Source organism: Nonomuraea sp. NPDC050536, from assembly GCF_044457685.1.
Classification (GTDB): domain Bacteria; phylum Actinomycetota; class Actinomycetes; order Streptosporangiales; family Streptosporangiaceae; genus Nonomuraea.
Window position 1 is genome coordinate 1,399,636 of record NZ_JBITHD010000001.1, and the last position, 16,853, is coordinate 1,416,488.

18 protein-coding genes are annotated in these 16,853 nt (G+C 71.0%); 1 reads left to right on the forward strand and 17 read right to left on the reverse strand.

All coding sequences use genetic code 11. The features are described from left to right. Positions 1-232: 232 nt before the first annotated feature. From ACIBHX_RS06780 to pdhA, 3 genes are read right to left on the reverse strand one after another with little or no spacing between them, the layout of a single operon-like run. Positions 233-1,603 (reverse strand): dihydrolipoamide acetyltransferase family protein, encoded by a 1,371-nt coding sequence (locus ACIBHX_RS06780; RefSeq protein ID WP_397064920.1) that lies wholly within the window; start codon positions 1,601-1,603, stop codon positions 233-235. Continuing rightward, on the reverse strand, positions 1,600-2,580 hold the full coding sequence (locus ACIBHX_RS06785) for an alpha-ketoacid dehydrogenase subunit beta (RefSeq protein WP_397064922.1): 981 nt from the start codon (positions 2,578-2,580) through the stop codon (positions 1,600-1,602). The genes ACIBHX_RS06780 and ACIBHX_RS06785 overlap by 4 nt, the downstream gene beginning before the upstream one ends. Beyond that, positions 2,577-3,674, reverse strand: coding sequence for a pyruvate dehydrogenase (acetyl-transferring) E1 component subunit alpha (pdhA, locus tag ACIBHX_RS06790; protein WP_397064923.1), 1,098 nt, complete (start codon positions 3,672-3,674; stop codon positions 2,577-2,579). Before pdhA ends, ACIBHX_RS06785 begins: the two co-directional genes overlap by 4 nt. Before the next feature lie 119 nt (positions 3,675-3,793). Between pdhA and ACIBHX_RS06795 the strand changes: the two genes are divergently transcribed. Beyond that, positions 3,794-4,276, forward strand: coding sequence for an Lrp/AsnC family transcriptional regulator (locus ACIBHX_RS06795; RefSeq protein ID WP_397064925.1), 483 nt, complete (start codon positions 3,794-3,796; stop codon positions 4,274-4,276). Here ACIBHX_RS06795 and paaE read toward each other — a convergent pair. The 14 genes from paaE to ACIBHX_RS06865 all read right to left on the reverse strand — a co-directional run bounded on the left by paaE (position 4,254) and on the right by ACIBHX_RS06865 (position 16,824). Beyond that, positions 4,254-5,312 carry a 1,2-phenylacetyl-CoA epoxidase subunit PaaE gene (gene paaE, locus ACIBHX_RS06800; RefSeq protein WP_397064926.1) on the reverse strand — a complete coding sequence of 353 codons (1,059 nt, stop codon included), beginning with the start codon at positions 5,310-5,312 and terminating at the stop codon, positions 4,254-4,256. The two genes, ACIBHX_RS06795 and paaE, sit on opposite strands and share 23 nt — an antisense overlap. A gap of 2 nt (positions 5,313-5,314) precedes the next feature. Further along, positions 5,315-5,797, reverse strand: a complete 483-nt coding sequence (paaD, locus tag ACIBHX_RS06805) for a 1,2-phenylacetyl-CoA epoxidase subunit PaaD (RefSeq protein WP_397064928.1) — start codon at positions 5,795-5,797, stop codon at positions 5,315-5,317. Next, positions 5,794-6,603: a 1,2-phenylacetyl-CoA epoxidase subunit PaaC gene (paaC, locus tag ACIBHX_RS06810; protein ID WP_397064930.1), complete on the reverse strand. Its 810-nt coding sequence runs from the start codon at positions 6,601-6,603 to the stop codon at positions 5,794-5,796. Before paaC ends, paaD begins: the two co-directional genes overlap by 4 nt. An 11-nt stretch (positions 6,604-6,614) precedes the next feature. Further along, positions 6,615-6,893, reverse strand: a complete 279-nt coding sequence (paaB, locus tag ACIBHX_RS06815; RefSeq protein ID WP_397064932.1) for a 1,2-phenylacetyl-CoA epoxidase subunit PaaB — start codon at positions 6,891-6,893, stop codon at positions 6,615-6,617. Then, the gene (gene paaA / locus ACIBHX_RS06820; RefSeq protein WP_397064934.1) at positions 6,890-7,810 is read right to left on the reverse strand and encodes a 1,2-phenylacetyl-CoA epoxidase subunit PaaA; all 921 of its coding nucleotides are present in this window, start codon (positions 7,808-7,810) and stop codon (positions 6,890-6,892) included. Before paaA ends, paaB begins: the two co-directional genes overlap by 4 nt. Further along, a complete protein-coding gene (gene paaZ, locus ACIBHX_RS06825) occupies positions 7,807-9,810 on the reverse strand; it encodes a phenylacetic acid degradation bifunctional protein PaaZ (protein ID WP_397064936.1) in 2,004 nt (667 codons plus the stop codon). The genes paaA and paaZ overlap by 4 nt, the downstream gene beginning before the upstream one ends. A gap of 87 nt (positions 9,811-9,897) precedes the next feature. Next, the gene (locus ACIBHX_RS06830; RefSeq protein WP_397064938.1) at positions 9,898-11,064 is read right to left on the reverse strand and encodes a thiolase family protein; all 1,167 of its coding nucleotides are present in this window, start codon (positions 11,062-11,064) and stop codon (positions 9,898-9,900) included. Positions 11,065-11,133: 69 nt separating this feature from the next. Then, on the reverse strand, positions 11,134-11,454 hold the full coding sequence (locus tag ACIBHX_RS06835) for a GYD domain-containing protein (protein WP_397064940.1): 321 nt from the start codon (positions 11,452-11,454) through the stop codon (positions 11,134-11,136). A 104-nt stretch (positions 11,455-11,558) separates the two neighbouring features. Continuing rightward, positions 11,559-12,266 carry an ABC transporter ATP-binding protein gene (locus ACIBHX_RS06840; protein ID WP_397064942.1) on the reverse strand — a complete coding sequence of 236 codons (708 nt, stop codon included), beginning with the start codon at positions 12,264-12,266 and terminating at the stop codon, positions 11,559-11,561. Beyond that, positions 12,259-13,026 (reverse strand): ABC transporter ATP-binding protein, encoded by a 768-nt coding sequence (locus ACIBHX_RS06845; protein ID WP_397064944.1) that lies wholly within the window; start codon positions 13,024-13,026, stop codon positions 12,259-12,261. Before ACIBHX_RS06845 ends, ACIBHX_RS06840 begins: the two co-directional genes overlap by 8 nt. Then, the gene (locus ACIBHX_RS06850) at positions 13,023-13,991 is read right to left on the reverse strand and encodes a branched-chain amino acid ABC transporter permease (protein WP_397064946.1); all 969 of its coding nucleotides are present in this window, start codon (positions 13,989-13,991) and stop codon (positions 13,023-13,025) included. Before ACIBHX_RS06850 ends, ACIBHX_RS06845 begins: the two co-directional genes overlap by 4 nt. Further along, on the reverse strand, positions 13,988-14,881 hold the full coding sequence (locus tag ACIBHX_RS06855; RefSeq protein WP_397064948.1) for a branched-chain amino acid ABC transporter permease: 894 nt from the start codon (positions 14,879-14,881) through the stop codon (positions 13,988-13,990). The genes ACIBHX_RS06850 and ACIBHX_RS06855 overlap by 4 nt, the downstream gene beginning before the upstream one ends. Further along, positions 14,878-16,029, reverse strand: coding sequence for a branched-chain amino acid ABC transporter substrate-binding protein (locus ACIBHX_RS06860; RefSeq protein ID WP_397064950.1), 1,152 nt, complete (start codon positions 16,027-16,029; stop codon positions 14,878-14,880). Before ACIBHX_RS06860 ends, ACIBHX_RS06855 begins: the two co-directional genes overlap by 4 nt. 198 nt (positions 16,030-16,227) lie before the next feature. After that, a complete protein-coding gene (locus tag ACIBHX_RS06865) occupies positions 16,228-16,824 on the reverse strand; it encodes a helix-turn-helix domain-containing protein (RefSeq protein WP_397064952.1) in 597 nt (198 codons plus the stop codon). Between the last annotated feature and the right edge of the window lie 29 nt (positions 16,825-16,853).

Sequence of the window (16,853 nt, forward strand, 5' to 3'; positions counted from 1 at the left end):
TTGCTGCCGGCGCGAGGTCATGAAGACCGGCATCCCGAGGTCGCTCATCCACATAATCCTTCCAAGCGTGGCTATCAACCCATAAGAGGGCACCACACCGCAAAAGGATTCACTCTCGTCGGCAAGAATCTCGCCCGGCGCCGCCACCGGTTCGGGGAGTGCCCGGAAAACGGTGGGGCTGGGCAGCCAATAATGCGGGAGTCTCTTGGGTGGATCTGGGTGAGCGTTCCGGCTACAAGGTGGTCAGGGCTTGCCGGGGGTCTTCGATGGAGTCGGCGATGAAGCGGAGGAAGGCCGCTGCGGTGCCGCCGTCGCAGACGCGATGGTCGAAGGCGAACGAGAGCTGGGCGATCTTGCGGACTGCCAGGGTGCCGTCGACGGCCCAGGGGCGGTCGAGGATGCGGCCCAGGCCGAGGATGGCGGTTTCCGGGTGGTTGATGATGGGGGCGGCGCCGTCCACGCCGAAGACGCCGTAGTTGTTGAGGGTGAAGGTGCCCCCGGTGAGGTCGGCGGGGGTCAGGGCGCCGTCGCGGGCGGCCGCGGTGAGGCGTGTCAGCTCGTCGTGGAGGGCTGCGGCGCTGAGTTTGTGCGCCTGCTTGATGACGGGGACGACCAGGCCGTGGTCCGTCTGGGCGGCGAAGCCGAGGTTGACGCCGTCGAGGACGACGACCTCGCCCGCCTCGGTGTCCACCCGGCTGTTGAGTATTGGGTGGCGGGCCAGACCGGCTATGACGAAGCGGGCGATGAGGGCCAGCAGGCCGATCGGGCGTTTGGCGTTGAGCGTCTGGCGGAGCTGGACGAGTTCGGTGGCGTCGACGTCGACCCAGGTCGTGGCCTCCGGGATCTCGCGCCGGCTTCGGGTGAACAGGTCGGCGGCGGCTCTGCGGGCGCCGCGCAGCGGGATGCGCTCGAGGACCGGCAGCGGGAGCGGCGTGCCCGTGCGGGGCGCGGGTTCGCTGGTCTGGGGCGCGGATTCCGCGGGCGGGGTCGTCCGGGAGGCGGTGATGGCCTCGGTGACGTCGGCTCGGGTGATGACGCCGCCGGGGGCGCTGCCGGTGATGGCGGTGAGGTCGACGGCGTTCTCGCGGGCCAGGCGCCGTACGACCGGTGAGATGACCAGCGGCCGGTCCGTGCCCGCGGTGGCGGGGCGGCGGGGGACGCGCCGGCGGCGGCCGGTCGTGCTGGTGCCGTAGCCGACCAGGACGTTGCCGGATCCTGCGCGCTCCTCCTCGACATAACGAGCCGCCTCAGGGGACTCCGCAGAACGCCCCCTCCCGGGGGACTCGTCCGCACTCGCCGCCTTCGAGGCTGTCTCGTGGGTGGCATTCGGAGCGCCCGTGCGCGGCGAGAGGGGTTCGTCCGTGGGGTCTGCGATGGTGATGAGGGTCGAGCCGACGGCCACCACGTCGCCCTCGGCTGCCGGTTGGGTGGTGACGATGCCGGCGTAGGGGGTGGGGAGCTCGACCGTGGCCTTGGCGGTCTCGACCTCGACGATCGGCTGGTCGACCGTGACCCGGTCGCCGACCTTGACGAGCCAGCGGACGATCTCCGCCTCCGTGAGACCCTCGCCCAGGTCCGGCAGCGTGAACTGGCTGGTGGTCACGCGTCCTCCCACTGCAGGCTGGCGACGGCGTCCAGGACGCGGTCGACGCTGGGCAGGTGATGGTGCTCGAGCTTGGGCGGCGGATAGGGGATGTCCAGCCCGGTGACGCGCCGCACCGGCGCCTCCAGGGAGTGGAAGCAGCGTTCCCCGATGCGCGCCGCGATCTCGGAGGCGACGCTGGCGAACCCCTGCGCCTCGGCGACGACCACGGCCCGGCCGGTCCTACGGACGCTGGCGGCGACGGTGGCGTCGTCGAAGGGCACGATGGTGCGCAGGTCGATGACCTCGAGAGACCAGCCCTCCTCGGCGGCGGCCTGCGCCGCCTCCAGCGCGAGGGGCACCGCCGGGCCGTAGGCGACCAGCGTGGCGTCCCGGCCGGTCCTGCGGACGGCGGCCGTGCCGAAGGGCGCGGTCCGCACCGGCAGCGTGACCTCCTCCTTGCTCCAGTAGAGCCGCTTGGGCTCCAGGTAGACGACCGGGTCGGGCGATTCGACGGCCTCGCGGAGCAGGCTGTACGCGTCGGACGGCGTGGCGGGGGCGACCACCGTCAGGCCGGGGGTGTGCGAGTAGTAGGCCTCCGAGGAGTCGCTGTGGTGCTCGACCCCGCCGATGCCGCCCGCGTAGGGGACGCGGATCACCATGGGCAGCGTGATCGCGCCCCGGGTGCGGTTGCGCATCTTGGCGACGTGGCTGGCGATCTGCTCGAAGGCCGGATAGGCGAACGCGTCGAACTGCATCTCCACGACCGGGCGCAGCCCGTTCATGGCCATGCCCACGGCCATCCCCACGATCCCGGACTCGGCCAGCGGGGTGTCGAAGCAGCGCTGCTCGCCGTACTTGGCGGTGAGCCCGTCGGTGACGCGGAAGACGCCGCCGAGCGGCCCGACGTCCTCGCCGAATACGAGGACGCTCTCGTCGGCCTCGATGGCGTCGGCGAGCGCCGCGTTGACGGCCTGGGCGAAGGTGGTGGCGGTCACCGGTCCTCCTCGGCGAGTTCGGCCAGCAGTCGCGCGGCCTGCTCTCGCAGCTGGGGGGTGGGGGCGGCGTAGACGTGGGCGAACAGGTCCTCAGGAGCGACCGCCGGTTCGCCTGACAGGCGGGCGCGCAGGTCGGCGGCGACCGCCTCGGCCTCGGCGGTGATCTCCTGCACGGCCTCGTCGGTCAGGAGCCCGGCGGCCCGCAGGTAGGCGGTGATGCGGTCCAGCGGGTCGCGTTCCAGCCAGGCGGCGACCTCGGCGTCGGGCCGGTAGCGGGTGGCGTCGTCGGCGTTGGTGTGGGCCTCGACGCGGTAGGTGTGCGCCTCGATGAGGGTGGGGCCGCCGCCGTTCCTGGCGCGGTCCACGGCCTTGCCCACCACGGCGAGCACGGCGGCCACGTCGTTGCCGTCCACGCCCACGCCCGGCACGCCGTACCCGACGGCCTTGTGCGCGAGCGAGGGGGCGGCGCTCTGGCGGGCCAGCGGCACCGAGATGGCGTACTGGTTGTTCTGCACGAAGAAGACGACCGGGGCCTGGAAGACGGCGGCGAAGTTCATCGCCTCGTGGAAGTCGCCCTCGCTGGTGGCGCCGTCGCCGAGGAAGGCCAGCGCGACGTCGTCCAGGCCGCGGGCGCGCGCGGCGTAGGCGGCGCCGACGGCGTGCAGGGACTGGGTGGCCAGTGGGGTGCACTGGGGCGCGGTGCGGTGGGCGCGGGGGTCGTAGCCGCAGTGCCAGTCGCCGCGCAGCAGCGTCAGCACCTCGACCGGGTCGATGCCGCGGGCGACCAGGGCGACGCTTTCACGGTAGGTGGGGAAGACCCAGTCGGTGCCGCGTACGGCCAGCACCGCGCCGACCTCGCTGGCCTCCTGGCCGTGCGAGGAGGGGTAGTCGGCCAGCCGGCCCTGCTTGACGAGGCTGGTGGCCTGCCGGTCGAAGCGGCGGCCGATGACCAGGGCCCGGTGCGCGGCCAGCAGCGTCTCGGCCGGCGGCATGCCGTACCCCTGGGCTCTGGATCTGGGGGCGCGGTCGCCGTGCTCGTCGACGAGCTGCACGGGCAGTGCGGAGGGCAGGAGCTCGGTTCCGGGTTTCGCCACCACGGCATGCCTCCTCTCGTGGCTGTTTGTCAGATACAGTCCGCCATAGGCTGCTATATGTCTAGACATATCGTGAAAAGCCAGACGATTGGACTGATTTCGTGGAGAGAGAAGGCCAAGTGACCGCTGATCTAGATGACGTGGACCGGAAGATCATCGCCGAGCTGTCCAAGGACGCCCGCCTGTCGGTCCGGTCGCTGGCCGAGCGGCTGCACATCTCCCGCGCGAGCGCCTACAGCAGGCTGGACAGGCTCCTCACCGACGGCGTGGTGCGCGGGTTCTCCGTGCGGCTGGATCCGGCCATGATCGGGCTCACCACCTCGGCGTACGTGACGCTGCGGATCGAGCAGAACTCCTGGCGGGAGGTGAGCGCCAGGCTCCGCGACGTGCCGGGCATTCTGAACTTCGCCCTGATCGGCGGGGACTTCGACGTGCTCGCCCTGGTCCGGGTGGCCGGTCAGGGCGAGCTGCGCGACCTGGTGCTCAACGACCTGCACTCCATCGCGGGGGTGCTGAGCACCCGCACGCACCTGATCTTCGACGAGTCGAACGACGACATGCTCCTCAGGGAGGGTACGGCTACGCGTCGTAGTCGACCGTGACGGTGTCGGAGACGGGCTCGGACTGGCAGGTGAGGACGAACCCGGCGTCCAGCTCGGCCGGGTCGAGCGCGAAGTTGCGGCGCATGCGCACCTCGCCGTCCACGACCCTGGCCCGGCAGGTGCCGCACACGCCGCCCTTGCAGGCGAAGGGCAGGTCGGGCCGGACGCGCTGGGCCCCGTCCAGGACGGTGGTGCCGGCGGGCAGCTCCACCACGCTCTTGCGCCCGTCCAGGACGAGCGTGACCGTCGCGGCGGGACTCTCGTTCGAGGGTTCTTCGTGGGTGTGGAGCGGGGGTGGCTCCTCCTCGACGTAGAACAGCTCGCGGTGCACCCGCTCGCGCGGGACGCCCAGCTCGGCCAGCACCTCCATGCCGTCGACGACCATGCCGTGCGGGCCGCACAGCCACCAGTGGTCGACCTCGTCGACCGGGATGAGCCGCCGGATCAGCGTGGCCAGACGGACGGCATCCAGCCTGCCGCTGAACAGCTCGGCCTCGCGCGGCTCGCGCGACAGCACGTGGACCAGCTCCAGCCGCTCGGGATGGGCGTCCTTGAGGTCGGCCAGCTCGTCGGCGAACATGACGCTCTGGCTGGTGCGGTTGCCGTACAGCAGGGTCAGATGGGTGCCGGGTACGGCCAGCGCCGAGGCGGCGAGCGACAGGATGGGGGTGATCCCCGAGCCCGCCGCGATCAGCACGTGGCGCTGGCCGGGCAGCAGTTCGGCGGTGAAGGAACCGCTGGGCGGCAGCACCTCGATCTCGTCGCCGGGGCGCACCTGGCGGGTCAGCCAGCCGGAGAACAGCCCGCCGGGCACCTCGCGGACGCCGACGCGCGGCGGCCCTCCGGCGGCGGAGCAGATGGAGTAGGAGCGGCGCTCGTCCCTGCCGTCCACGACGCGGCGCAGGGTCAGCGACTGGCCGGGGCGGAAGGCGTACAGCTCGGCCAGTTCGTCGGGGATCGCGAAGGTCACGGCGACGGCGTCCGCGCACAGCCGCTCGACGGCGTCCACGCGCAGCGGGTGGGAGGAGGCGCCCATGATCAGATCTCCTTGAAGTGGTCGAAGGTTTCGCCACATGAGCGGCAGCGGCGCAGCGCGCGGCAGGCCGTCGAGCCGAACTCGGAAAGCTCCAGGGTGTCGGGCGAGCCGCACTGCGGGCAGTCAGCCCGCCGCGCCGGCCCGAGCGTGAGCGGGATCGGCCCCGTCCGGCGCGGCGCGGCACCCGGGGGAGCGATGCCCGCCTCGGCGAGCTTGCGGCGGCCCGACTCGCTGATCCAGTCGGAGCTCCACGCGGGGGACAGCGCCACCCGCACGTCAACCTCGTCGTAGCCCGCCTCGCCGAGCCGGCGCACCAGGTCGTCGCGCATGGCGCCGAGCGCGGGGCAGGCGGTGTACGTCGGCGTGATCCACACGGTCACGTGGCCCGCGTCCTCCTTGACGTCGCGGAGCACGCCCAGCTCGGCGAGCGTGAGCTGGGGCAGTTCCGGATCCACGACGGCCGCCGCGACCTCCAGCGCCGTCACCACGTCGCTCCCGGCAGTGCCCTGGCGGCGCTCTGCATCTCCTCCAGCAGGGGGACGAGCGCGGGATCGTGGCGGCCCCGCCGTACGGGCTCACCGGGCGCGTCGGCGGGGACCGTCAGGGTGGCGGCGTGCAGCACCTCGGCGATGACGGCGTCGAACTCGGCGCGCAGGGCAGCCGGGTCGAGGCCGATCTCGTCGCGGGTGAACAGCCCGCCGACCAGCGGCCACAGGTCGTCCAGCGCCTGCCGCATGCGGGCGTGGGAGTGGTCGGTGCCGTCGCCGAGCCGCAGGGTCCACCGGGCGGCGTAGTCGCGGTGGTAGGTGACCTCCTTGACGCCCTTGGCCGCGATGGCGGACAGCAGTTCGTCCGCGTCGCCGGCCAGGCTGCGCAGCAGCGCCAGGCGCCAGGTGGAGAAGACCAGCAGCCGGGCGACGAGATCGGCGAAGTCCCCGTTGGGGGCCTCGACCAGGGCGACGCTGCGGAACTCGGCGGGATCGCGTAGGAAGGCCAGCGCGTCCTCGTCCTGGCCGCTGCGCGACAGCAGCAGCCTGGCCTGGCCGAGCAGGTCGAGGGCGATGTTGGCCAGGGCGACCTCGTCCTCGAGCTCGGGGGCGCGGGTGCACCACTGCTGGATGCGGTGCGACATGATCAGCGCGTCGTCGCCCAGGGCCAGGCAGCGGGCCGCCAGCTCGGGACCGGCCGGGGGCGCGGGGATGCCGGCCAGCGGGTCGGAGAAGCCGGTCCCGAAGGCCCAGTGCGCGCCGCCGTCCTGGTCGAGGGCCTCATAGGCGTTGTCGAAGCTCACCTCACCACTCCCTAGATGTGCGGGACGTCGTCGGGGATGGCGTAGAAGGTCGGGTGCCGGTAGACCTTGTCGCCGCTGGGCTCGAAGAAGGCGTCCTTCTCCTCCGGGCTCGAGGCGATGATGTCAGCGGAGCGGACGACCCAGATGCTCACGCCCTCGTTGCGCCGGGTGTACAGGTCGCGGGCGTTGTGCAGCGCCGACTCGTCGTCGGGCGCGTGCAGCGAGCCGACGTGGACGTGGTTGAGTCCCCGCTTGCCCCGGATGAACACCTCGTACAGCGGCCAGGTCATGCCACTCTCCTCCGCTCGTGCTTGGCGGCGTACGCCTCGGCGGCCTCGCGGACCCAGGCGCCCTCCTCGTGCGCGGCGCGCCGGCGGTCGATCCGCTCGGCGTTGCGCGGGCCGCCGCCGGTGATCACCCGCCGCAGCTCGTCCCAGTCGGGGGTGCCGAAGTCGTGATGTCCGCGTTCGGCGTTCCAGCGCAGCTCGGGATCCGGCAGCGTGACGCCGAGCCGCTCGGCCTGCGGGACGGTCATGTCGACGAAGCGCTGGCGCAGTTCGTCGTTGCTGTGCCGCTTGATCTTCCACGCCATGGACTGCGCGCTGTTGGGCGAGTCGGCGTCGGGCGGGCCGAACATCATCAGCGACGGCCACCACCAGCGGTCCACCGCGTCCTGCACCATGGCGCGCTGCGCGTCCGTGCCCCGCATCATGGTCATCAGCAGCTCGAAGCCCTGGCGCTGGTGGAAGGACTCCTCCTTGCAGATGCGGATCATGGCGCGCGCGTAGGGGCCGTAGGAGCTGCGGCACAGCGGCACCTGGTTGCAGATCGCGGCACCGTCCACCAGCCAGCCGATCACCCCGACGTCGGCGAAGGTGAGCGTCGGGTAGTTGAAGATCGAGGAGTACTTCTGGCGGCCGCTGATCAGCCGCTCGGTCAGGTCGGTGCGCTCCACCCCGAGGGTCTCGGCGGCCGAGTACAGGTAGAGGCCGTGCCCGGCCTCGTCCTGGACCTTGGCCAGCAGGATCGCCTTGCGCCGCAGCGAAGGGGCGCGGGTGATCCAGTCGCCCTCCGGCTGCATGCCGATGATCTCGGAGTGGGCGTGCTGGGCGATCTGCCGGATCATGGTCGCCCGGTACCCGTCGGGCATGTCGTCGCGCGGCTCGACCCGCCGGTCCGCCGCGATCACCTCGTCGAACGTGCTCACCGCGCCTCCTTGGCGACCAGGGTCAGGACGTCGTACTTGGCGACCGACTCGCCGTTCTGGTTGGTGACGTCGGTGTCCCAGCGGACCTCGCCGTAGTCGGCGTTCTCGCGCGGGCTGATCTGCTTGGCCGTCAGCGTCACGGTCAGCTCGTCGCCGGGCTTGACCGGCGTGAGGAACCGCAGGTTGTCCAGCCCGTAGTTGGCCAGCACCGGGCCGGGCTCGGGCGCCACGAACAGCCCGGCGGCGAACGAGACGACCAGGTAGCCGTGCGCCACGATGCCGCCGAACAGCGGGTTCGCGGCGGCGGCCGCCTCGTCGGTGTGGGCGTAGAAGGTGTCTCCGGTGAACTCGGCGAAGTGCGCCACGTCCTCGTCCGTGACCTGCCTCGGCCCGGCGGTGACGGTGTCGCCGACGCGCAGCTCGGCCAGGCTCTTGCGGAACGGGTGCACGTCCTCGGCGCGGCGGGCGCCGGGAGTCCACACCCCGGTCACGGCCGTGAGCACGTCGGGGGAGCCCTGCAGCGCCGTGCGCTGCATGTGGTGCTTGACCGCCCGCACGCCGCCCAGCTCCTCGCCGCCGCCCGCGCGGCCGGGACCGCCGTGCACCAGCACCGGCAGCGGCGAGCCGTGGCCGGTCGACTCCTTGGCGTCCGTCCGGTCCAGCACGAGCAGCCTGCCGTGCCAGGGCGCGAGCCCGAGCACGACCTCACGGGCGAAGCCGAGGTCCTCGGTGACGATGGAGCCGACCAGGCTGCCGCGTCCGCGGGCCGCGTAGTCGACGACCTGTTCGGCCGACTCGTACGGCATGAGCGTGCTGACCGGCCCGAACGCCTCGATCTCGTGCGGCTCGGCCCGATCGGGGTCGCCCGCCAGCAGGATCGGCGACATGAACGCGCCGGCCTGCGCGTCCGCGCCCTCCACCCGCACCTGGTCGAGGTCGCCGAACAGCACCTCGCCGCCGAGCGCCTTCACCGCGGCGCGCACCTCCTCGCGCTGGCGCAGGCTGACCAGCGGCCCCATGGTCACGCCTTCCACCAGGGGAGCGCCGACCACCACCTGCTCCAGGCGGGCCCGCACCGCCTCGGTCACCTCCGCCAGCCGTTCACGCGGGACGAACGCGCGGCGGATCGCCGTGCACTTCTGCCCGGTCTTGGCGGTCATCTCGGTCACCAGCTGCGCCGCGTACAGCTCCACGTCCCCGTCAGGGCCCAGGATCGAGCAGTTCAGCGAGTCGGCCTCGGCATTGAACCGTACGGCACGCTCCACCACCGCCGGGTGCGTCCGCAGCCGCCGCGCGGTCGTCGCCGAGCCGGTAAAGCCCACCAGATCCTGCTCGGTCAGGTGCTCGAACAGGTCGCCCACGTCCCCGCAGACCAGCTGCACCGAGCCTTCTGGCAGGATGCCGGACTCCACGATCAGCTCCACCAGCCGCGCGGTCAGGTACGCGGTCTGGCTCGCGGGCTTGATCAGGCTGGGCACCCCGGCCACGAACGCCGGGGCGAACTTCTCCAGCGGCCCCCAGATGGGGAAGTTGAAGGCGTTGATCTGTACGGCGACGCCGTGCAGCGGCGTGAGCAGGTGGCGGCCGGCGAACGTGCCGCCCCTGCTCAGGACCTCCGGCTCGCCCTCCACGAGGGTGGTGGCGTTGGGCAGCTCGCGGCGGCCCTTGCTGGAGTAGGACAGCAGCGTGCCGATCCCGCCGTCGACGTCGATCCACGAGTCGCCCTTGGTCGCGCCGGCGCGGGCCGACAGCGCGTACAGCTCGTCGCGGTGCTCGCGCAGGTGGGAGCCCAGCGCCTTCAGCAGGGCGGCCCGCTGATGGAAGGTCAGCCGGCGCAGCTCCGCGCCCTGGCGGCGGCCGTAGGCCAGCGCGGCGGCGAAGTCGACGCCGGTCGAGGAGACGCGGGCGACCTGCTCGCCGGTCACCGCGTCGTACACGGGCGCGCCCTCGTCCGGGGGCGTGTGCCAGGCCCCGGAAACGTAGCTGCGTAGAGCGGTCATCGAGCTGCCCCTTCCCGAATTACTGACTGTCCATTCGGTCAGTTATGTTAACGCGCCCCATGGCGCTTGAGAACCCCGCAGTTCAGGTCAGACCCGCTCCACCAGCATGGCCACACCCTGGCCCACACCGACGCACAGCGTCGCCAGGCCGCGCGAGGCGTCCTCGCGCTCCATCCGCCCGAGCAGGGTGACCAGGATCCTGGCCCCGGAGCAACCCAGCGGGTGGCCGAGCGCGATCGCGCCGCCGTCCGCGTTCACGCGCTCCTCGTCCAGCTTCAGCCGCCGGATCACGGCCAGGCTCTGTACGGCGAAGGCCTCGTTGAGCTCGATCGCGTCCAGGTCCGACACGCTCCACCCGGCTCGCGCCAGCGCCTTGTCCGTCGCCGGCACCGGGCCGAGCCCCATCAGGTGCGGCGCGACACCGGCACTGGCGGTCGTGACCACCCGGGCCCTGGGCCGCAGGCCGTACCGGGCGACCGCCTGCTCGCTCGCCACGACCAGCGCCGACGCGCCGTCGGACAGCGGCGAGGACGTTCCGGCGGTGACCACGCCGTCCTTCCTGAACACCGGCCGCAGCGCGGCCAGCTTGTCCAGCGACCCGTTGCGGCGCGGCCCCTCGTCGACGCGGACGTCCCCGACGGGCACGACCTCCGCCTCGAAGCGGCCCGCGTCGATGGCCGCGATCGCGCGCTGGTGGCTGCGCAGCGCGAACGCGTCGCTGTCGGCACGGCCGATGCCGTCCAGCGCGGCGACCTCCTCGGCCGTCTCGCCCATGGACAGCGTCGTCCGCTCGGAGAAGGCCGGATTGGTGAACCGCCAGCCCAGCGAGGTGTCGGCGACCTCGCCGGGACGGGCCCATGGCGTGCCGGGCTTGGCCATCACCCACGGCGACCTGGTCATCGACTCGACGCCCCCGGCGATCACGAGGTCGGCCTCGCCCGCGCGTACGGCCTGCGCGGCCGAGCCCACTGCGGTCAGCCCGCTGGCGCACAGGCGGTTGACCGTGTATCCCGGCACCTGCTCGGGCAGCCCGGCCAGCAGCGCCGCCATGCGGGCGACGTTGCGGTTGTCCTCGCCCGCCTGGTTGGCGGCGCCCAGGATCACCTCGTCCACCGCTTCACCGGGCACGCCGGCTCGCGCGACCGCCTCGCGGACCACGAGGGCGGCGAGGTCGTCGGCTCGGACTCCGGCCAGCGCGCCGCCGTACTTCCCCTGCGGCGTACGAACCCCACCTACCAGGAACACCTCGGACATCGACCCTCCAAAGCCGCAAAAGACCCCCTTTTTCTACCGACCATTCGGTCAGTATGCAAGGGGAGGCCTTCAGGTGCCCGGAGCCCTGTACTCCACCTGCTTCCTCGCGGCTTCGTCGATCTCCTCCGTCGTCAGGAGCACGACCGTCTTCGTCCGCACCCCGCCGGCCGCGCAAACGGTCAGGTGTAGGGCGGCCGAGTCGGCGTTGCTCGGCATGTCGACCACGAGGTAGACGTCGTCTTCCCCGAAAGCCCAGTACATCTGCTCGACCCGGCCGCCGAGGCTGCTCACCATGGCGTCCACCGCCTGGCGCCGGCCGCTGGCGCCCTCCCGCAGGATCCCCTGCAGGCCCTCCGCCGTGTAGCTGGCCTGGATCATGTACTTGGGCATGGCTTCACCTTCTGCATCAACCGTGAACTTGGTCCTCCGGCCGACCTGCTCGGCATTGGGTGACGGTAATCGCCGGATGTGATCAAGAAGGTGTCATCGCCGCGTCAGACGCCGCCCAGGTACGCCTCGGCCACGCGGGGATCCTCGCGGAGTTCGGCGGCGGGGCCGTTCAGGACGCACGTGCCGTTCTCGATCACGTATCCCCGGTGGGCGATCCGCAGCGCGGCCGTGGCGTTCTGCTCGACGAGCAGGACGGAAACCCCCTCCTGGTTGATGTCCGCGATGAGCTTCATGACGGCGGCGACCACCAGCGGGGCCAGGCCCATGGACGGTTCGTCGAGCAGCAGCATGCGGGGGCCGGTGACCAGGGCCCGGCCGATCGCGAGCATCTGCTGCTCGCCGCCGGACAGCGTGCCGCCCTGCTGGGCGCGCCGCTCGGCGAGCCGGGGCAGCAGCTCGTAGACGTGGTCGATCCGCCTGCGGATCTCCGCCTGATCCCTGACCAGGTAGCCGCCGAGCTGCAGGTTCTCCTGAACGGTGAGCGTGCTGAAGATCCTGCGCCCCTCAGGGACGTGTACCAGGCCACGGGCGGCGATCTTGTGCGCCTTCTCGCGCGTGACCTCGCCGCCGTCGAAGGTGACGGAGCCCTGGCTGGGCCGCACCAGGCCGGAGACCGCCGAGAGCGTGGTGGTCTTGCCCGCGCCGTTGTTCCCGAGCAGGGCGACGATCTCGCCCGGTTCGACGGTGAGCGACAGGCCACGCAGGGCGTGGATGCCGTCGTAGTGGACGTCGAGTCCGCGGATCTCAAGCATCGGCGTCGCTCCCGAGGTAGGCCTCGATGACGGCCGGGTCGCGCCGGACGTCCTCCGGTCGGCCGTCAGCGATCTTGCGGCCGAAGTTCAGCACGACCACGCGCTCGGAGACCTCCATGACCAGCCCCATGTCGTGTTCGATGAGGACGATGGCGATGCCCAGGCCCTGGATGCGCCTGATCAGGTCGAGCATCTCGGCCTTCTCCGCGTGGTTGAGCCCGGCCGCGGGCTCGTCCAGCAGGAGCAGGTCGGGACGGCGCGCCAGCGCCCTGGCGATCTCGGTACGGCGCTGCTCCCCATAGGGCAGGTTGCGGGCCGCGCCGTACCGGTCGCCGCGCAGGCCGACGAAGTCCAGCCAGTGGTTGGCCTGCTCGGTGCACTCGCGTTCCGAGCGGCGGTAGCGGGGCGTGTGCAGCAGCGCGTCGAAGATGTTCTGCCTGAGCCACAGGTGTGCCCCGGCCCGCACGTTGTCCAGGACCGACAGCTCGCCGAAGAGCCGCAGGTTCTGGAAGGTGCGCGAGATGCCGAGCTGGGCGACGGCCGAGGGGCGCAGCCCTCGGATGCCCTTGTCCCTGAAGGTGATCCGGCCCGACGTCGGCTTGTAGAACCCGGTCGTGCAGTTGAACGCCGAGGTCTTTCCCGCGCCGTTGGGCCCGATGACGGAGACGATCTCCGCTTCGTTCACCGAGAAGCTCAGCCCGTCGATGGCCAGCAGCCCGCCGAAGGACAGGCGCAGGTCCTCGACACTCAGCAGGGTCATTTGACCGTCTCCTTCGAACGGGCCGGCCACAGGCCCTGCGGGCGCAGGAGCATGACGACGATCAGCAGGATCCCGAACAGGAAGAAGCGGTAGTCGGCCAGGTCGCGGAGCACCTCGGGGAGCAGGCTGATCACGATGGCGCCGACGACGACGCCGGGGATGGAGCCCATCCCCCCGAGCACGACCGCCATCAGGACCAGCGCGGACTGCAGGAACGTGAAGCTGGTGGGGGAGATCGCCGACAGCTGCCCGGCGAACAGGACCCCGGCCAGGCCGCCCCAGATCGCCCCGGCGATGTAGGCGGCGAGCTTGACCCGGTAGGTGTGCACCCCCATGGCCTCGGCGGCGTCCTCGTCCTCACGGACGAAGCGCCAGGCACGGCCCAGCCGGGAACGGCCCAGCCGGGCCGCGCCGAGCACGGCCACGCAGACGACGGCGACGGTCACGTAGTAGAAGACCACCGGGTTCCCGGCCAGGCTGGGAATGCCGTAGATACCGGACGGGCCGCCGGTGACGTCCAGATTGTTGGCCGTGATCCGGATGATCTCGCCGAATCCGAGGGTCACGATGGCCAGGTAGTCGCTGCGCAGCCGCAGGGTGGGCGCGCCGATGACGATGCCGGCGATCACCGTGACCACGATCACCACGGGTACGGTCGCCACCAGCGGCAGGTGGAGCCGGGTGGACAGCACGCCGCTGGTGTAGGCGCCGACCGCGAAGAAGGCGACGTATCCCAGGTCGAGCAGGCCGCAGTAGCCGACCACGATGTTCAGCCCGGCCGCGAGCATCACGAAGATGGCCGCGCTGGTCATCACCGACAGCGCGTACGGCGTGGCGTTGACGAAGGGAGCCAGAACCGCGACGAGCACTCCGCCGATCCCGGCCCACCTGTTGCTCATCAGCTTCGAGGCGAGCGTGGGAGGCTTGTCCGTGCCGACGTGACGGGGCGTTTGGGTCGTCGTCATACGCGCTCCGTGACGCGCTCGCCGAGCAGCCCGGTCGGCCGCACGGTCAGGAAGAGGATCAGCACCCCGAAGGCGAACACGTCGCGCCACTCGCCGCCCAGCCAGAACGTGCCGAACGACTCGAGCAGCCCGAGCAGCAGGCCCCCCAGCATGGTGCCGGGGATGTTGCCGATGCCGCCGATCACCGCGGCGGTGAACGCCTTGAGCCCGATCAGGAAGCCCATCAGGAAGTCGATCTTCCCGTAGTAGGCCCCGGCCATCACCCCGGCGGCCCCGGCCAGGGCCGAGCCGAGGAAGAAGGTCCTGGAGATCACCGCGTTCACGTCGATGCCCATCAGCGAACTGGTGCGCGGGTCGAGCGCGATGGCGCGCATGGCTCGGCCCTCACGGGTCCGGGTGACCAGCAGGTTCAGCCCTGCCATCAAGGCCACGGCCACGCCGATCAGGACGAGCTGCTGCACCGTCACTGTGGCCCCGAGGATGTGCAGTGACGTGCCGCCGAGCCGTACCGGGTAGACCTGCGGGTCGGCTCCGGCGCCGGCGCGCATGCCGTACTCCAGCGCGAACGACGCGCCGACGGCGGTGATCAGCAGGGACAGGCGGGGAGCCCGGCGCAGCGGACGGTAGGCGATCCGCTCGAGCGTGACCCCGGCCAGGCCGGTGACCGCCATCGTGGCGAGCATTACGGCGAGCAGCACCGGCAGGGCCATCGCCTCCGACACGCCACCGACCGCGCCGAGAACGGCGAAGCCGGTGAACGCGCCCAGCATGTAGAGGTCTCCGTGGGCGAAGTTGAGCAGTTTGATGATCCCGTAGACCATGCTGTAGCCCAACGCCACCAGGGCGTAGAACGACCCGACGAACAGGCCGTTCCAGACGAGCTGCGTCATTTCAGCGAATCCTGCAGGGTGAAGGCGCCGTTCTTGACGACGAGGATCTGGAAGCCCCCGTTGGACAGGGTGTGCTCGGGCGTGAACTTCAGCGGCCCGGAGAACATCTGGAAGCCGTCGATCGCCTCCAACGCGGCGATGACCTTGGTGCCGTCGGTGCCGCCGGCCTTGGTGATCGCCTCGGCGGCCAGCCGTACGGCGTCGTAGGCCTGGTTGGAGTAGGGGCCGGGAGCGGAGTTGTACTTCTTCTTGTACGCGTCGATCCAGCCCTGGGCGCCCTCGATGGTGTCAGGGGTCTGGGTCATCGTGGCGTAGACGCCCTCGGCCGTGTCGCCTCCGGCGATCTCGGCCAGCTTCGCGGAGACCGAACCGTCGCCGACGATGATCGAGCCCTTGTATCCGGCCTGGCGGAGCTGGCGGATGATGAGCCCGCCCTCCTGGAAGTAGCCGGTCCAGTAGATGAAGTCGGGCTTCTTGGCCAGCACGTTGGTGATATTGGCGCTGTAGTCGCTCTCCTTGGGCGTCACCGCCTCGACGGTCACCGCCTGGGCGCCGAGCAGCGCCTTGGTGCGCAGCGCGATGTCCTTGGAGTAGCTGGTGTTGTCGTGCATCAGCGCGACCTTGGTGCCGCCCTGCTTGGCGATCCACTTCTGTGCGGCCTCGGCCTGCTGGGAGCCGGTCCCGTTGATCAGGAAGACGTGCTTGAGCTTCTGGTCGACCAGCTCCTGGGAGTTGGCCGCCGGGATGATCATCGGGATGTTCGACTTGCCGAAGATCGGCAGTGTCGGCAGCGTCGCGCCGGAGCAGTAGCCGCCCACCGAGACGTCCACGCCCTCGGTCACCAGCTTGTTGGCGCCGGCCGTGGCCGACTGGGCGTCACAGGCGTCGTCGGCGGTCTTCAGCTCCAGCTTGCGTCCGAGCACGCCACCCTTGGCGTTAAGCTCGTCGACTGCGAGCTGTGCCGCGTTACTCATATAAGGACCGACGGCGGCCTCGCTGCCCGACTGCGGGATCAGCATACCGAGGACGATCGGGTCTTCCTTGTTGCCTCCCTTGTCGCCGCCGCCGAGCAGACCCTGACCGCATCCGGTCGCCAGGACAGCAAGGACGGCGAGCGCCGCGAAAGACTTCAGAGGGATGGCACGCATGTGCGGCTCCTCGCTTCTAGTGAGATGTGACATTGCACCAACGCTTCCGCGGAGCCGTCAAGAGGTGCAACAAGACCTTTATCTGCCCAGAGGGCACCGAAGCGCCCCTGCGGTGCACTCGGATCGGCCTGGAGGTTGCGATCGCCGAGGTCACGGAGCCGCGTAAGTAGGACAAGAAACCCGGCGTAAAGCGGACTGTCAGTCGAGGTGGTGGTTCTGGATGGGAGCCGGGCGGGCGCGTACGCGGACCCTGTCGCCCTGCGGGCCGAAGATGTGGAGGATCTCCACGGGGCGGTCGCCGCTCGGGCCGAACCAGTGCGGCTCGGCCGTGTCGAACTCGGCCACCTCGCCGGGACGGAGCGTGAGCTCGCGCTCCCCGAGCACGAGCAGCAGTTCCCCGGCCAGGACGAAGAGCCACTCGTAGCCGGCGTGGGTGACGAGCCTGCGCGGGCCGGGTGCGATCACCTGTTTGAAGACCTGGAGGCGGCCCGGATACTGCGTCAGCGGCACGAGGACGCTTCCCCTGCGGCGGTGCCGTTTCGGGGTCAGGTGGACCCGCGGGTCGCCGGTGGCCGGGGCGGCGATGAGCTGGTCGAGCGCGACACGGTGTGCTCGTGCGATCGGTATGAGCAGTTCGAGGGTCGGGCGTCTCTTGCCGGACTCGATCCGCGACAGGCCGCTGACCGAGATGCCGGTCGCCGCCGACAGCGCCTCTAGGGTCATGCCGCGGTCGCGACGCAGTGACCGCAGCCGCGGCCCGATGGCGGCGATCGTCTGCTCCAGTTCAGCGTCCATATGCACCAGTTTGGCCGGAGCTGGCAAGT

Bases quoted from the DNA above. Each gene is read 5' to 3' on its own strand.
- paaE (WP_397064926.1), bottom strand. From the start codon at position 5,312: ATGGGCGCCTCCTCCCACCCGCTGCGCGTGGACGCCGTCGAGCGGCTG.
- paaB (WP_397064932.1), bottom strand. From the start codon at position 6,893: ATGACCTGGCCGCTGTACGAGGTGTTCATCCGGGGCAAGCGGGGACTC.
- paaZ (WP_397064936.1), bottom strand. From the start codon at position 9,810: ATGACCGCTCTACGCAGCTACGTTTCCGGGGCCTGGCACACGCCCCCG.
- ACIBHX_RS06830 (WP_397064938.1), bottom strand. From the start codon at position 11,064: ATGTCCGAGGTGTTCCTGGTAGGTGGGGTTCGTACGCCGCAGGGGAAG.
- ACIBHX_RS06835 (WP_397064940.1), bottom strand. From the start codon at position 11,454: ATGCCCAAGTACATGATCCAGGCCAGCTACACGGCGGAGGGCCTGCAG.
- ACIBHX_RS06840 (WP_397064942.1), bottom strand. From the start codon at position 12,266: ATGCTTGAGATCCGCGGACTCGACGTCCACTACGACGGCATCCACGCC.
- ACIBHX_RS06845 (WP_397064944.1), bottom strand. From the start codon at position 13,026: ATGACCCTGCTGAGTGTCGAGGACCTGCGCCTGTCCTTCGGCGGGCTG.
- ACIBHX_RS06850 (WP_397064946.1), bottom strand. From the start codon at position 13,991: ATGACGACGACCCAAACGCCCCGTCACGTCGGCACGGACAAGCCTCCC.
- ACIBHX_RS06855 (WP_397064948.1), bottom strand. From the start codon at position 14,881: ATGACGCAGCTCGTCTGGAACGGCCTGTTCGTCGGGTCGTTCTACGCC.
- ACIBHX_RS06860 (WP_397064950.1), bottom strand. From the start codon at position 16,029: ATGCGTGCCATCCCTCTGAAGTCTTTCGCGGCGCTCGCCGTCCTTGCT.
- ACIBHX_RS06865 (WP_397064952.1), bottom strand. From the start codon at position 16,824: ATGGACGCTGAACTGGAGCAGACGATCGCCGCCATCGGGCCGCGGCTG.